This window comes from Pelagibius sp., from assembly GCF_965227505.1.
Taxonomy (GTDB): Bacteria; Pseudomonadota; Alphaproteobacteria; order Kiloniellales; family Kiloniellaceae; genus Pelagibius.
Genome location: NZ_OZ245757.1, coordinates 666,195 through 680,612 on the forward strand (window position 1 = coordinate 666,195; position 14,418 = coordinate 680,612).

Consider the following 14,418-nt stretch of genomic DNA (forward strand, 5'->3'; position numbering starts at 1 on the left):
CCTGCCGCCGGCCCGGCCGGGCCGCTTCTTTGCCTGAGGAAGTGCCTGCATTGCACTGGCGCTTTCGCGAATCTTGATTACCTAACCGATAGACAGTCCCCTCAAACGGAGGAAACGATCATGGCGTTACAATTGGGCGACACCGCACCGGACTTCACCGCGGACACGACGGAAGGGCAGATCAGCTTTCACGACTGGATCGGCGAGAGCTGGGCCGTGCTGTTCTCGCACCCCAAGGATTTCACACCGGTCTGCACGACCGAACTCGGCTATGTCGCGAAACTGAAGCCCGAATTCGAGAAGCGCGACGTGAAGATCATCGGCCTCAGCGTCGACACCGTCGAGGATCACAAGCGCTGGGCCGACGACATTGCCGAGACGCAAGGCACGGCCCCGAACTATCCGATGATCGGGGATCCCGATCTCGCGGTCTCGAAGCTTTACGGCATGCTGCCGGCCGGTGCCGGCGACAGCGCGGCCGGCCGTACGGCCGTCGACAACGCCACGGTGCGCAATGTCTATGTCATCGGCCCGGACAAGAAGGTGAAGCTGATGATCACCTATCCGATGAGCACGGGGCGCAACTTCGACGAGGTGCTGCGGGTCATCGACTCCCTGCAGCTCACGGCCGACTACAAGGTGGCGACCCCGGTCAATTGGAAGCAGGGCGAGGACGTGATCATCGTGCCTGCCGTCAAGAACGAGGAGGCCAAGGAGCTGTTCCCGGAGGGCTGGCAGGAGGTGAAGCCCTACCTGCGCGTGGTGAAGCAGCCGGACGCCTCCTAGCCGCCACGGAGCAAGATGCAGAAGCATGAAAAACGGCCGGCGCCTTTTGGCGCCGGCCGTTGCACTTGATCCAGGCAGTCGCTTCTAAGCGGTCACAAAGGAGAAGAAACGCGCGATCTCGCTGTCGTGCCAGGGGGTGTCTCGCTCGCCCCCGTGAAACCCGACATGCCCGCCCTTGGCCGGCATGGCCAGCGCGAGCGACGGGTTGGCGGACCAGTCGAACCGGCGATAGGCAAGATTGGGGATCCAGGGGTCGTCTTCCGCGTGGATCACCAAGGTCGGCGTTCCGATCTGTGGCAGAAAGCGAAGGCCGGAACAGCGCGCATAGTAGTCGTCGGCTCCGTCGAAACCGTTTGCCGGGGCCACCACGCGGTCATCGAAGTCGTAGACGTTGGCCACACCGGCTATCGTCCGCTTCTCCGCAGGGCTGCGGCTGACGGGTGCGGCCAGAGCCTCGTCGCGCATCCGTGCCAGCAGATAGCGATGATAGACCCAATTGCGCGGCTCCATGATGCGGCGCTGCGCCGCCTTCAGATCGATCGGCGCCGAGACGCTGGCCGCAGCCACGACCGGAAAAGCTCCCGCCTCCTCCGCCAGGAAGCGCAGCAGAAGGTTGCCGCCGAGCGAGTAGCCGATGAGGTAGACGCCACGGTCGAAGATCCTGCCGCTGACGACCGCCAGTGCGTGCAGGGCGTCGCGCAGGTCCGCACTGCGCCCGGCGTGGTACTGCGACCGGCAGAGCGGACGCGAAGGACCGGCGCCACGAAGATTGAGGCGCAGCACGCCATAGCCGCTCCGCAGCCAATGGCGCGCGGAAAGCCGCAGGTAGAAGCTGTCCTCGCAACCGGTCAGCCCGTGCACGAGAACGACAAGGCCACGATTTCCATCGCGGCGGTGGTGCAGGCAGGCCACGAGGCGGTCGCCGCTGCCGTCGCGCATCGGCAGTTCCAGACGCTCGCCCGGCCAGGGCGCCAGATCGACGGGCGGGCGGCGCAGAAAGTTGCGCAGGGTCTGAAGGTCGCCACCGAGCCAGGGCAGGCGCGGCCGAAACCCGGAAGGCGTGAAGGCCCGCGCCTCCTCTCGCTGCAAAGAGGAACCGGCGCGCGCTCCGGGGCCCGCCCTGTCGCTCAGGACCCGTTCGTCAGCCATTGGCACAGCGGATCGATCTGGCTGTCGTCCAGCAAGGCGGGAGCATGGCCGCAGCCCGGGAACTCGATAAAGGTGGTCGCGGCCCGGTCCTTCATCATGGTCTCGGCGGTCTCCCGCAGCAGCAGGTCCGAGTCCGCACCGCGCAGCAAGAGGACCGGCGCGCTGACCGTGCTCCAGACGGGCCAGAGATCGATGTCTTCGATTTCCGCGGCCTGCAGGGGTTCGGCGATCCGCGGATCGTAGTGAAGACGCAACACCGCTCCGTCCTGCCGCAGCGAGGTCTCAGTCATATGACGCCATTGGTCGTCGCTCAGGGCGCCGAAGCCGCTGTAGACGTCGCGGTGATAGGCCTCGGCGGCCGCAAGATCAGGAAACTCAGGGTCCTTCCCGAAGTAGTCGAGAATCCGCAGCAGCGCTGCCTTGGGAATGAACGCACCAACGTCGTTCATGACCAGCCGCCGGATCGGATTGCCCGGCAGGGCGGCGATCATCATGCCGATCAGCCCCCCCATGGAGGTCCCGACCCAGTCGACCGCTTCGCAATCAAGACGCGCGATCAGTGCGGTCATGTCGGAAACGTATTGCGGATAGCCGTAGTCCGCGGGATCGCCCAGCCAGGCACTGTGCCCGCGTCCGACGACGTCCGGGCAGACAACACGCCGCCCCGCCGCCGCCAGCTTCTGCGCCAGACTGTCGAAATCCCGCGCGTTGCGGCCCAGACCATGGACGCAGATGACAGGCCGCGGATGCTCCGGTCCGTAGACGCGATAGGCAAGCCGATGGAAGCCCGACTTCGACAGGCAGAGCAGCGATTCATCCCGGGGTTCTTCCATCTCGCAGCCATCTATAGGAAGCGCCGGAGCGCGCCGCAAGGGCCAATGGGCTGAGACCGGCGGACCGTCGGAGCCTTGCGGTTGGCGCGCTAGGCCGCGGAGCCTCGATTGACGGCGGCGCCGAGACAGACCTCGATCTCCTGGGCATCCAGGCTCTCGCGCTCTTCGAGGCGGCGGATCAGATTGTCCATTCCTTGCCGGTTGGCGCGGATCACCTCGGCTGCGCGGCCTGCAGCCTCCTGCAGCAGCTTGGAGACCGAAGTATCGACATCGTGTGCGGTGGTCTCGCTGAAACGCCGCGGCTGGGCGATTTCACGGCCCAGGAAGGGGTGCTCGTCGCTCTGACGCAGGTCGACCGGCCCGATGTCCTCCGACATACCCCAGCGCGCCACCATCGCGCGCGCCATCTGGGTGGCCTTCTGAATGTCGTCGTCAGCGCCGGAGCTTACGCTGCCCAGAAGCTCCTGCTCGGCGGTGCGCCCGGCCAGGAGAACGGCCAGACGATCCTTCAGATAGTCGACAGGCAGGGTGTGACGCTCTTCCTCCGGCAGCATGTGCGTGCCGCCCAGGGAACGCCCGCGCGGAATGATGGTCACCTTGTAGAGCGGGTCCGCCTGGGGCAGGAAATGCGCGACGACCGTGTGTCCGGCCTCGTGGACGGCCAGGCGGTGCCGCTCGTCCGGCCGAATCGCCAGGCTGCGCACTGTACCCATCATCACCTTGTCACGCATGTCTTCGAAGTGGCCCATGTGGATGGCCGCGTCGTTTGCCCGGGCTGCCGCCATGGCCGCCTCGTTTACGAGGTTCTTCAGATCCGCACCCGAAAATCCCGGCGTGGCCGCGGCCACGGTGCCGAGGTCCACATCCTGCGCCAAGGGCACCTTGCGGGTGTGGACGCGCAAGATCGCCTCGCGGGCGTCGCGGTCCGGCAGTTCCAAGGTGACATGGCGGTCGAAGCGGCCAGGCCTCAACAAAGCCGGGTCCAGCACATCGGGGCGGTTCGTGGCGGCCAGGACAATCACCGCTTCATGGCCGGAGAAGCCATCCATCTCAGCGAGGATCTGGTTCAAGGTCTGCTCGCGCTCGTCGTTGCCGCCGCCCAGGCCCGTGCCGCGCACACGGCCGACCGCATCGAGTTCGTCGATGAAGATTATGCTCGGTGCACGCTGCTTGGCTTCCTCGAACATCTTGCGCACCCGCGACGCCCCGACGCCGACGAACATCTCGATGAATTCAGAGGCCGAGGTATGATAGAAGGCGACCCCCGCCTCGCCGGCCAGGGCCCTTGCGAGCAGCGTCTTGCCGGTGCCGGGCGGCCCCATCAGCAAGACCCCGCGCGGCGGCTCCGCGCCCAGGCGGCGGTACCGCTCGGGATCTCTCAGAAAGTCGACGAGTTCCCCGACCTCGCGCTTCGCTGCGTCCTGTCCGGCGACATCCTCGAAGGTGATGCGACGGCTCGTCTTGGTCTCCCTCTTGGCGGAGCCGGTCAGGAAGTCCGAAGGGTCGCGCCCACCGAAACGCCCCACGATATTGCTCTGCATACGCTGCCAGAACCAGAAATACAGCCCCAGGAAGATGAGCCAGGGCAGCAGACCGATGATCCAGTTGCTTCGCTCCTCCTCCTCCGGCCGGACCACCAGGGCGGCCCCGCTTTCTTCGATCAGTTCAAAGAGTTCCGGGTCCTGAAGCGCCGGGAGGGTGGTGACCACCCGCCCCTCAGCGGAGGAATCGTCCCCCGGTGTGTCGCGCAGGCTGGCGGTGACGCGCTGCCCCTCCAGCACAATGTCGCCGACGCGGCGGTCCTTCAGCAGGGTCTTGAATTCGCTGTAGGCAATCTCCGTCGTCCGCTCCGTCTCGCGGACCGGGCCCTGCAGACTGATGAAGTATCCGAGCAGCAGCAAACCGATCAGCAGGAACGGCAGCCACTTGGTGATTCCCTTCAGCCCCGCCTCCTATGCGACTGAAATTCCTAACTCATTAGGATTTAGCAATAATTTGCCACCCGCTGAATGATCCAGGTCAAGCCCGGCCCGCTGCATGGCGGCGTCGCGGCCGCACAGACGGCCGTGACCGCCACCAGGATATCCTGCGCCGCCTGGAGAGCCCACTGGTTTCCCGGACAGCCCAGTGGTTTCATGGCCACCTCGGACTCATAGAGGCCTGGTTTCGTAAACAGAGAACCGCTTCGGCAAGCGGCCGGAACGATACCGATTACCGTGGACACGAACCCGTCCGAATTCTGGATCGTCCACCAGTTTGCCTGAGGAGAAGCCTTGGGACGCCAGCCATCGATCCCATCATTCCCACGGTGTTTTCCAGCAAGACCACAAGGATCGAAGGGTCCTTACCGGCCAAAGCAGCGACGATGACCTTTTTGAATCCCCGTGCAGCCATGGCCTTGCCCCCCTCGCACGAATATCTTACCCGTTGGACCGGGTGAATCGGGCGCCAGCGGATTTCACGACGTTCGCGCAGGGGATTTGCTTTGGAACCGGAAAACGGAACGTCATGGATCTGCAATCATTGGCGGTGAGATGCGGAAATCTTTGAAGTATATCGGTGTTTTCGTTGGCGGCCTGCTTGGCGTTGTCTTGCTCGCCGCAGTCCTGGCCACCCTCTGGATGTTCCGGTCCCTGCCGCAGACCGAGGGCGAAATCCTGCTCTCGGGCCTGGGCGCGGAGGTCTCTGTGGAGCGCGACCGTGACGGGCTGGTTCGGATACGGGCACAGAACGAGCAGGATCTTTACCGCGCCCTCGGCTTCGTTCACGCGCAGGAACGCCTCTGGCAGATGGACTTCATGCGCCGCACGGCCAGCGGGCGGCTTTCCGAGGTTGTCGGCGAAGCAACGATCCGCCACGACAGGTTTTTCCGGACGCTGGGCTTCCGGCGGGTTGCCGAAGCGAACCTGGAACACCTCGATCCGGAGACGCGTACTGCCCTGGACGCCTACGCCGAGGGCGTAAACGCCTTCCTGGAAAACCGGACGGGGCCCCTGCCCCTGGAATTCCAGATCCTGCGCTACGAGCCTGAACCCTGGAGCGCCGTCGATTCCCTGCTATGGGGCCGGGTGATGGCGCTGCGCCTGTCAGGCAACTGGCGGTCCGAACTGAGCCGTGCGCGGCTCGCTGGCCGCTTCAGCCCGGACAAGATCGCGGCGCTCTGGCCGAGCTACCCGGAGGACGGCCCCCTGACCCTGCAAGGCAGGGCCAGCCTGGTGGATCAATCCGTCGCCGAACAGCTCTCACATCTGTTGCCGCCCTGGCTGGAGCCGACCGGCGCATCCAATGCCTGGGCGGTCTCAGGCAGTCAGACGACCAGCGGCATGCCGATCCTGGCCAACGATCCCCACCTTTCCCTGGACTCGCCAGGGGTTTGGATGCTGGCCCGGCTTGAGGCGCCGGGCCTTACGCTGGCCGGCGCGACTTCACCGGGCGTGCCCTTTGTGATCATCGGTCATAACGAGCGGCTTGCTTGGGGCCTGACCACCACCCACAGCGATACGCAGGATTTCTTCATTCAGCGCCTGACGGCTGACGACCCCAGCCGATACGACTCCCCCGAGGGAGCTCTTCCCTTCCAAACCCGGGACGAGGTGATTCGCGTGCGCGGTGGCGATGCCCAGCGCCTCGTCGTCCGCGAGACCCGCCACGGCCCTGTCATGAGTGACGTCATTCCGAGCGGCTCGGCCGGCACGGATGCTGTGCTTGCCCTGTCCTGGCCGGCGCTGCGCAAGGACGACCGCACGGCCGACGCCCTCTACGGCATCAATCATGCGAGCGACTGGGCGACCTTTCGCAGCGCTCTGCGCCAGTTTCATTCGCCACAGCAGAACTTTCTCTACGCCGATGTCGACGGCAACATTGCGTTTATCGCGCCGGCGCGTGTTCCCATCCGCCGGGCCGGCAACGGCCAGCACCCGGTTCCGGGCTGGGACGGCGCCTTCGACTGGATCGGCTTCATACCCTTCGAGGAACTTCCCGTCTCCGTCAATCCGCGCAGCGGTGTCCTGATTAACGCGAACAACAAGATCGTTCCGGACAGCTATCCTCACCTGATCGCGGTCGACTGGCCGGCGCCTTACCGCGCCGAGCGGATCGAGGCGGCGCTCAACGTGGCCGGTGGAACTCACTCGGTCGGAGACTCTGTCATCCTGCAGCAGGACATCGTTGCCAGTGGCATGAAACAGGTCCTGCCGCGTCTGCTTGCCATGGAACCCGGGAACCAGCGTGCGCGCGAGGCGCTCACCATGATCCGGTCCTGGGACCTGCGCATGCACCGGAACGCGCCGGAGCCACTGATCGTGCAGGCCTGGATCTGGGCACTGACCCGGGAGATCCTGGCGGACGAGCTGGGCAGCGACTATCGCGACTTCGTCGAGGGCGGCCTCTACACCGTGGAGCGGCTCATCAGCGACGACAGCCCGTGGTGCGATGACGTGACGACGGAAGCCGTCGAGAGCTGCGACGACCAGATCGCTGTGGCCTTGGATCGCGCCCTCGACCTGCTGTCAGACCGTTTCGGCAGCGATATGACGAGCTGGCGCTGGGGAGAGGCCCATGTCGCCCGCTTCCGCCACCCCGTGCTCAGCCGGATCCCGGTGATTGGCGATTTGCTGACCAAACGTGTGGAAACGGACGGCGGCAGCGACACGATCAACCGCGCGTCACCGCGCCTCGGGGGCGCTCCGGAAACCCTCTTCGAGAACGTTCACGGAGCCGGCTTTCGCGCGGTCTATGATCTGGGGGATCTCGACCGGTCCCGCTTCATGATCGCCACGGGCCAGTCGGGCAGTCCGTTCTCTCGCTTCTACGGCAGCCTTTCCGAGCGCTGGCGCGATGGCCTTACGGTGTCGCTGGCCCCCGAAACCTGGGCGGTTGCGGAACAGTTAATGCTGCGGCCGGGGTCACAATAGGACCGTAAGATCAGCGGCGACAGTCATTGCCGGCACAAGCCCCGGCGCCCGCAAGGGCCCAGCAGAAGGGCAAGGCCGGAATCCGGGGAGGGCACGACCATGACGACCGTGGAAGCAATACGCAGCGCCGCCGAGCAACTGCGCGGCCAGGTGATCCGGACGCCACTGGTGCGGGCCAGCCGGCTTTCCGAGCAGTTGGGATGCGACCTCTTCCTGAAGCTTGAGAACCTGCAGCACACCGGCTCCTTCAAGGACCGCGGCGCCTACATCCGCCTGAGCAAGCTTTCCGGGGACGAGGCCAGGCGGGGTGTCATCGCGATGTCGGCGGGGAACCATGCGCAAGGGGTCGCCTATCATGCCCGCCGCCTCGGCATGCCGGCCACCATCGTGATGCCGGAGTTCGCCCCCTTCTCCAAGGTCGAGAGAACCCGGGCCTTTGGGGCACGCGTGGTTCTGACCGGCGATACCCTGGATGCCTCTGCGCACGCGGCCTACCGGATCGCCGAAGACGAAGGCCTGACCTTCGTCCACCCATTTGACGACGAAGACGTCATCGCCGGCCAAGGGACTACGGGCCTGGAGATTCTGGAGGACTGCCCGGACGTCGAGACCATCGTGGTGCCCATCGGCGGCGGCGGGCTGATGTCGGGCATCGCCACCGTCGCAAAGCACGCCAATCCCGCCATCGAAATGGTCGGCGTGGAAAGCGAGTTCTTCCCCTCCATGCGCGATGCCCTCCAGGGCACCGCCACCATGACCGGCGGCTCCACCCTCGCGGACGGCATTGCGGTGAAGGTTCCCGGCAAGCTTACAAAAGCCATCATCGAAAGGCTCGTCGCCGATATCGTCGTTGTGGCGGAAAACATGATCGAGGCGGCCATTCACCGGCTGGCCGAAGAGCAGAAGCTGGTGGTGGAAGGCGCCGGCGCTGCGGGCGTCGCTGCTATTCTCGCAGAGCCCGAGCGTTTCGCAGGGCGCAAGGTCGCCTGTGTGATCTGCGGCGGCAACATCGATCTGAAGCTGCTTTCCAGCATTCTGACCCGCGGCCTGATCCGCGACGGACGGGTCGCCCGCCTGCGCATCGGCATTATCGACCAGCCGGGTGTTCTGGCCCGCATCGCGAGCATTATCGCCAAGACCGGCGGCAACATCATCGAAGTCTATCACCAAAGGCTGTTTTACGATGTGCCCGCCAAGCAGGCGGAGGTGGACGTGGTTCTGGAAACCAGGAACGCCCAGCACATCGAAGAGGTCGTCGCGCGCCTCAAAGAGCACGGATTCCCGGTTCGCATTCTGTCCGACCTGTCACAGCAGGGAACGCTCTGACCTCCTTCTCCGTGGCATCCCAGTGGCATCCCAGTGGCATCCCCGTTGCTTCCACGCGGCTTGCCGGTCGAAAACCCGCCTCCGCCAAACAGCGGGCCTTGCGGGCAACCGCCTTATCCCTTAGGGGATAAGGACGCTGCGTCCCTCGTCGTCGCTGTCCAACCTGGGAGGATCCGAGAATGGCCGAAAGCGGCGCTGTCTTTCACGGTGTCATGGAGCGTATCGGCAACACGCCCATGATCGAGGTGACTAAGACCGACACGGGCCCCTGCCGCCTGTTCCTGAAGCTTGAAAGCGAAAACCCCGGCGGCTCGATCAAGGATCGCATCGGGAAGTCGATGATCGAAGCGGCGGAACGGGACGGTACCCTGAAGCCCGGGGGACGGCTGATCGAAGCCACCGCCGGCAATACCGGGCTGGGTCTGGCCCTGGTGGCCGCCCAAAAAGGCTATCACTTGACCCTGATCGTGCCCGATAAGATGGCGCAGGAGAAGATCTTCCACCTGCGCGCCCTGGGGGTCGACGTCATGCTGACCCGGTCAGACGTGGGCAAGGGTCATCCGGAATACTATCAGGACATGGCCGAGCGCATCTCCAAGGAAACCGGCGCTTTCTATGTCAATCAGTTCTCCAACCCTGCAAATCCGCTCGCGCACCAGACCACAACGGGGCCGGAGATCTGGGAGCAGATGGGGCACGACCTAGACGCCATGGTCTGTGGCGTCGGCTCCGGCGGAACGATCACCGGCCTTTCCCGCTTTTTCGCCTCCGTGTCCAACAAAGTGGAGATGGTGCTGGCGGACCCCGAGGGCTCCGTTCTGGCCGACTACGTTAAGACCGGGGTCCTGAGCGAGGAAGTCGGGAGCTGGATCGTCGAAGGCATCGGCGAGGACTTTCTGCCCGACAACTGCGATCTTTCAGACGTGAAGAAGGCCTATGTCATCCCGGACAGTGAGTCGCTGGCAACAGCCCGCGACCTGCTGCGGGTCGAGGGGATCCTCGCCGGCTCCTCCTCCGGAACGCTGATTTCCGCCGCTCTGCGCTACTGCCGGGAGCAGAGCGAGCCGAAGCGGGTCGTGACCTTCGTCTGCGACAGCGGCAACAAATACCTTTCCAAGATGTTCAACGATTACTGGATGGTCGACCAGGGCTTCATCGAGCGGCCGCAGAAGGGTGATCTCCGCGATCTGATCAGCCGGCGCCATGACGAACACGGGACAGTCACCGTGGCCCCGGCGGACAACCTGCTTGTCGCCTATGGACGCATGAAGCTCTACGACATCTCGCAGTTGCCGGTCTTGGATGAACACGGCGGCGTCGCCGGCATCATCGACGAGAGCGACATCCTGTTGCGGGTGTTCGGCCATGACGAGCGCTTCAAAGACCCCGTTTCCAGCGCGATGACCGCGAAGCTGGAGACCGTCAGTGCCGACCAGCCGATCGACGCGCTCTTGCCGATCTTCTCTCAGGATCACGTCGCCATCGTCTTCGATGGCGGAACGTTCCTGGGCCTTATCACGCGGATTGATCTGCTTAACCACCTGCGCCGCCGGATGAAGTGACCCGCCATGCCAGACTCCTCACGAAGCCGCAACCGCCCGGCCTTTGCGACCCGCGTTATCCACGCAGGGCAATCGCCCGACCCCACGACGGGCGCTATCATGCCGCCGATCTACGCCACCTCCACCTACGTCCAGGAGAGTCCCGGCGTCCATAAGGGCTACGAGTACAGCCGCTCGCAAAACCCGACACGCATGGCCTACGAGCGCTGCATCGCTGATCTGGAAAGCGGACAGCAGGGCTTTGCCTTCGCGTCCGGCCTCTCCGCGATCGCCACCACGCTCGACAGTCTGGAGAGCGGCAGTCACATCGTCGCCATGGACGACCTCTACGGCGGCAGCTACAGGCTGTTCGAGAACGTGCGCAAGAGCTCCGCGGGGCTTTCCTTCTCCTTCGTCGACCTGACGAAGACCGAAGACCTGGAGGCTGCGATCCGGCCGGAGACGAAGATGGTCTGGGTCGAGACCCCGACCAATCCCCTTTTGAAGCTGGTCGATCTGGAGGCTGTGGCCGCCATTGCGAAGAAGCACGGCCTGATCTGCGCCTGCGACAATACCTTCGCGTCGCCCTGGGTCCAGCGGCCGCTGGAACTGGGCTTCGATCTGGTCATGCACTCGGCAACAAAATACCTGAACGGCCATTCCGATATGGTCGGCGGGGTGCTGGTCGTCGGAGAAAACCCGGAACTCGCGGAGAAGCTGGCCTTTCTCCAGAACGCCGTTGGCGCCGTCCAGGGACCCTTTGACAGCTTCCTGGCGCTGCGGGGTCTCAAGACCCTCGCCCTACGCATGGAGCGGCACTGCAGCAACGCCCAGGCGGTTGCCGAGTACCTGGAAGCCCATCCGAAGGTGGAGCGGGTTTACTATCCGGGCCTGCACTCTCATTCGCAGTACGATCTGGCGCAGCAGCAGATGGATGCGCCGGGCGGCATGGTCACCGCGGTCCTCAAAGGCGGCCTGGACACGGCACGGCGGTTTCTGGAGCGCGTCGAGCTCTTTGCCCTGGCCGAGAGCCTCGGCGGCGTCGAGAGTCTGATCGAGCATCCGGCGATCATGACCCACGCCTCGATCCCCGAAAGCATTCGCGCCGAACTGGGAATCAGCGATGGCCTCGTGCGTCTCTCCGTCGGTATCGAGGGGGAAGACGATCTACTCGCGGACCTGCAGAACGCTCTGGCCTGAGCGGGCGCCCGGCGCCAGCCGATTGATCAGAGACTTGGGCCGATCGCGCGATATCCGCTCTGATAGTAGACCAAGGGTTCCCGCGTTTCGCTGATACGCAGATCCTCGACATAGCCTACGATGATGACGTGGTCGCCGCCGTCGTAGACCGCCTCCCGGCGGCACCCGAGGTTGGCCAGGCAGCCCTTGAGCATCGGCAGGTCGTCGGCCCAGGAATCATAGGCGACGCCATCCCACTTGTCGGTGGCGGAAACAGAAAAACGAATTGAGAGGTGATGCTGCTCCGCTGCCAGAAAGTTGATGGCGAAGCGGTCGGCACCGGTGAAGGCGCCAAAACTCATCGCTTCCCGATCAAGGCAGAACAGGACCAGCGGCGGCTCCAGCGAGACGGAAGCGAAGGAGTTGACGGTCACCCCGCAGTTCTGCCCCTCGGCATCGCGGGTCGTCACGACCGTCACGCCCGTGGCAAAGGTGCCCATCGCCTTGCGGAAGGCAAGGGAATCAAAGGTCATTTCAGCATCCGGTAAAACACGAGCCAGGCTGGCGGCGGGATATTAATGCGATCCAAAACCAAAAAGCCACCGCAATTCAGCCATTTCAGGCGCTTCCGGGGGCAAACTAAACTACTTATTAACTCAAATCCGCGAACTTCAAAGCCTCTTTCTGTGCAGGCCTTGTTTCAGGGATTGGGGCTCTATGGGGCTTATCGTCGGCATATTGATGGTCATCGGCTGCACGCTCGGTGGCTATATGGCTATGGGCGGCAAGCTCGGCGTCCTGTGGCAGCCCTTCGAGGTCGTAATCATCGTCGGCTCGGCGATCGGCGCCTACATCATTTCCAATCCCGCCAGTGTGATCAAATCCACCGGCGGCGCCTTCGGCAAGACCCTTAAGGGTGCGCAGTTCAAGAAGGAACACTACCTGGAACTGCTTCAGCTTCTCTACCAGCTCCTGAAGGTCGCCAAGACAAAGGGCAACCTGGGGTTGGAGCAGCACATCGAGAACCCTCAGGACTCAGCCCTCTTCCAGCAGTTTCCCGGCATTCTCGCGAACGACACGGCGATCACCTTCATCTGCGATTATCTGCGCATGCTGACGCTGGGGTCGGACAACCCGCACGAGATGGAAGCGTTGATGGATGAGGAGATCGAGCTGGTCCACCACGAGCACTCCGAAGTTGCCCATGCCATCCAGACCATGGCCGATGGCATGCCGGCGCTCGGTATCGTCGCTGCGGTCCTGGGTGTGATCAAGACCATGGGCTCGATCACGGAGCCTCCGGAGATCCTTGGTAAGCTGATCGGCGGCGCCCTTGTCGGAACCTTCCTCGGTGTCTGGGTCTCCTATGGCTTCGTCGGGCCCATCGCATCCAAGGCACAGTCCGTCTACGACGCCGAGATCAAGTTCCTCCACTGCATCAAGGCGGCGCTGCTGGCGCATATGCATGGTTCGGCTCCGGCGGTCTCGGTCGAGTTCGCCCGCAAAGCCCTCGTTGGCCACGACCGCCCGACGTTCTACGAAGTCGAGGAAGCGGTGGGCGCCCTTCCCCCGGTCAGCTAAGACGAGGGAGTAAGCCGCAATGGCAGCGGGCGCGAACGACGAACAACCAGTCATTATCGTCAAGAAGATCAAGAAGGGCGGCGGCGGACATCACGGCGGCGCCTGGAAGGTCGCCTATGCCGATTTCGTGACCGCGATGATGGCCTTTTTCCTGCTGCTGTGGCTGCTGAACGCGACGACGGAAGAGCAAAAGCGTGGAATTGCCGAGTACTTCACGCCGGTCACGGCCTTCGCGCCGGAGAGCGTGTCGCAGAGCGCCAGCGGATCCGACGGTGTCCTGGGCGGGCGGACTCTGACTTCGGAGGGCGCGCTTGCGAACGATACCTCCCCGGTCGGCGTCACCGTTTCCCTGCCCGGCGCCAGCCAGGACGAGGGCGAACTGCGCGAAGACCCGGTTGAGGACCCGACCGACGGCAGCAAGGCCGGCGAAGGCCAGCAACGCGCGGGCGACCCCGCCGACGCGAACCGGTCGGGCGACCTCAACGAGGCTGACCAGCTCGCCCAGGAACTGGAACGCGAGCGTTTCGAGGCCGCCGAGACGGAACTGCGCCAGGCGATTGAAGCCGTCCCGGACCTGGCCGACTTCGCGAAGAACCTCGTTGTCGATCAGACCCCGGAGGGGCTGCGCATCCAGATCATCGACCAGGAAGGCCGATCCATGTTCGCCTCCGGGTCAGCTGAAATGTATCCGCACACGCAGCGCCTTCTCGCCCTTGTCACCAACGCCATCGATCAGTTGGAAAACCCGGTCGCCATCAAGGGCCACACGGATGCAACCCCCTATGCCGCGGACAACGGCTACTCCAACTGGGAGCTCTCGACCGACCGCGCCAATTCCAGCCGGCGCGCCCTGATCGCGGCAGGCCTGCCGGCGGGCCGGATCGCCTCGGTGGTGGGGCGCGCGGACCAAGAGCCCTTTATCAAGGAAGACCCCTTCTCCCCCCGCAACCGCCGGATCTCGATCATCCTGCTGCGCCAGGCGCCGGGCGGCGACGTGCCGGTCTACGAGTCAGACGGCTAGGGCGGCTTGTCCGCCACGCCCGATCCTGCACGCCGCAAGGTCTCGGTTCACCACCCAGGACACAGCAAATCCGCAGCTTTCACGTGCGA

At 64.4% G+C, this 14,418-nt stretch carries 11 protein-coding genes; 7 read left to right on the top strand and 4 right to left on the bottom strand.

The window, feature by feature from the left end; translation table 11 throughout:
- Nucleotides 1–120 precede the first annotated feature (120 nt).
- Nucleotides 121–786: a peroxiredoxin gene (locus tag ACO06P_RS03205; protein ID WP_420348566.1), complete on the top strand. Its 666-nt coding sequence runs from the start codon at nt 121–123 to the stop codon at nt 784–786.
- Nucleotides 787–870: 84 nt separating this feature from the next.
- Here ACO06P_RS03205 and ACO06P_RS03210 read toward each other — a convergent pair whose 3' ends face one another.
- From ACO06P_RS03210 to ftsH, 3 genes are all read right to left on the bottom strand, one after another.
- Nucleotides 871–1,935 carry a YheT family hydrolase gene (locus ACO06P_RS03210; protein WP_420348567.1) on the bottom strand — a complete coding sequence of 355 codons (1,065 nt, stop codon included), beginning with the start codon at nt 1,933–1,935 and terminating at the stop codon, nt 871–873.
- Nucleotides 1,914–2,768, bottom strand: coding sequence for an alpha/beta fold hydrolase (locus ACO06P_RS03215; protein WP_420348568.1), 855 nt, complete (start codon nt 2,766–2,768; stop codon nt 1,914–1,916). The genes ACO06P_RS03210 and ACO06P_RS03215 overlap by 22 nt, the downstream gene beginning before the upstream one ends.
- Nucleotides 2,769–2,857: 89 nt before the next feature.
- On the bottom strand, nt 2,858–4,711 hold the full coding sequence (ftsH, locus tag ACO06P_RS03220; protein WP_420349690.1) for an ATP-dependent zinc metalloprotease FtsH: 1,854 nt from the start codon (nt 4,709–4,711) through the stop codon (nt 2,858–2,860).
- A 591-nt stretch (nt 4,712–5,302) separates the two neighbouring features.
- Here ftsH and ACO06P_RS03225 point away from each other — a divergent pair.
- From ACO06P_RS03225 to ACO06P_RS03240, 4 genes are all read left to right on the top strand, one after another.
- The gene (locus ACO06P_RS03225; protein WP_420348569.1) at nt 5,303–7,681 is read left to right on the top strand and encodes a penicillin acylase family protein; all 2,379 of its coding nucleotides are present in this window, start codon (nt 5,303–5,305) and stop codon (nt 7,679–7,681) included.
- A 99-nt stretch (nt 7,682–7,780) separates the two neighbouring features.
- Nucleotides 7,781–9,007, top strand: coding sequence for a threonine ammonia-lyase (locus tag ACO06P_RS03230; protein ID WP_420348570.1), 1,227 nt, complete (start codon nt 7,781–7,783; stop codon nt 9,005–9,007).
- Nucleotides 9,008–9,186: 179 nt separating this feature from the next.
- A complete protein-coding gene (locus ACO06P_RS03235) occupies nt 9,187–10,569 on the top strand; it encodes a pyridoxal-phosphate dependent enzyme (RefSeq protein ID WP_420348571.1) in 1,383 nt (460 codons plus the stop codon).
- A gap of 6 nt (nt 10,570–10,575) precedes the next feature.
- Nucleotides 10,576–11,748, top strand: coding sequence for a trans-sulfuration enzyme family protein (locus ACO06P_RS03240; protein ID WP_420348572.1), 1,173 nt, complete (start codon nt 10,576–10,578; stop codon nt 11,746–11,748).
- 26 nt (nt 11,749–11,774) lie between these two features.
- Here ACO06P_RS03240 and ACO06P_RS03245 read toward each other — a convergent pair whose 3' ends face one another.
- Nucleotides 11,775–12,260 carry a flavin reductase family protein gene (locus tag ACO06P_RS03245; protein WP_420348573.1) on the bottom strand — a complete coding sequence of 162 codons (486 nt, stop codon included), beginning with the start codon at nt 12,258–12,260 and terminating at the stop codon, nt 11,775–11,777.
- A 184-nt stretch (nt 12,261–12,444) separates the two neighbouring features.
- On the opposite strand from ACO06P_RS03245, the gene motA reads away from it, so the two are divergent.
- Together motA and ACO06P_RS03255 are read left to right on the top strand one after the other, a co-directional pair.
- On the top strand, nt 12,445–13,308 hold the full coding sequence (gene motA / locus ACO06P_RS03250; RefSeq protein ID WP_420348574.1) for a flagellar motor stator protein MotA: 864 nt from the start codon (nt 12,445–12,447) through the stop codon (nt 13,306–13,308).
- 19 nt (nt 13,309–13,327) lie between these two features.
- On the top strand, nt 13,328–14,329 hold the full coding sequence (locus tag ACO06P_RS03255) for a flagellar motor protein MotB (protein ID WP_420348575.1): 1,002 nt from the start codon (nt 13,328–13,330) through the stop codon (nt 14,327–14,329).
- Nucleotides 14,330–14,418 lie beyond the last annotated feature (89 nt).

Bases quoted from the DNA above. Each gene is read 5' to 3' on its own strand.
- ACO06P_RS03210 (WP_420348567.1), bottom strand. From the start codon at position 1,935: ATGGCTGACGAACGGGTCCTGAGCGACAGGGCGGGCCCCGGAGCGCGC.
- ACO06P_RS03205 (WP_420348566.1), top strand. From the start codon at position 121: ATGGCGTTACAATTGGGCGACACCGCACCGGACTTCACCGCGGACACG.
- motA (WP_420348574.1), top strand. From the start codon at position 12,445: ATGGGGCTTATCGTCGGCATATTGATGGTCATCGGCTGCACGCTCGGT.
- ACO06P_RS03255 (WP_420348575.1), top strand. From the start codon at position 13,328: ATGGCAGCGGGCGCGAACGACGAACAACCAGTCATTATCGTCAAGAAG.
- ACO06P_RS03245 (WP_420348573.1), bottom strand. From the start codon at position 12,260: ATGACCTTTGATTCCCTTGCCTTCCGCAAGGCGATGGGCACCTTTGCC.
- ACO06P_RS03230 (WP_420348570.1), top strand. From the start codon at position 7,781: ATGACGACCGTGGAAGCAATACGCAGCGCCGCCGAGCAACTGCGCGGC.
- ACO06P_RS03235 (WP_420348571.1), top strand. From the start codon at position 9,187: ATGGCCGAAAGCGGCGCTGTCTTTCACGGTGTCATGGAGCGTATCGGC.
- ACO06P_RS03240 (WP_420348572.1), top strand. From the start codon at position 10,576: ATGCCAGACTCCTCACGAAGCCGCAACCGCCCGGCCTTTGCGACCCGC.
- ACO06P_RS03225 (WP_420348569.1), top strand. From the start codon at position 5,303: ATGCGGAAATCTTTGAAGTATATCGGTGTTTTCGTTGGCGGCCTGCTT.
- ACO06P_RS03215 (WP_420348568.1), bottom strand. From the start codon at position 2,768: ATGGAAGAACCCCGGGATGAATCGCTGCTCTGCCTGTCGAAGTCGGGC.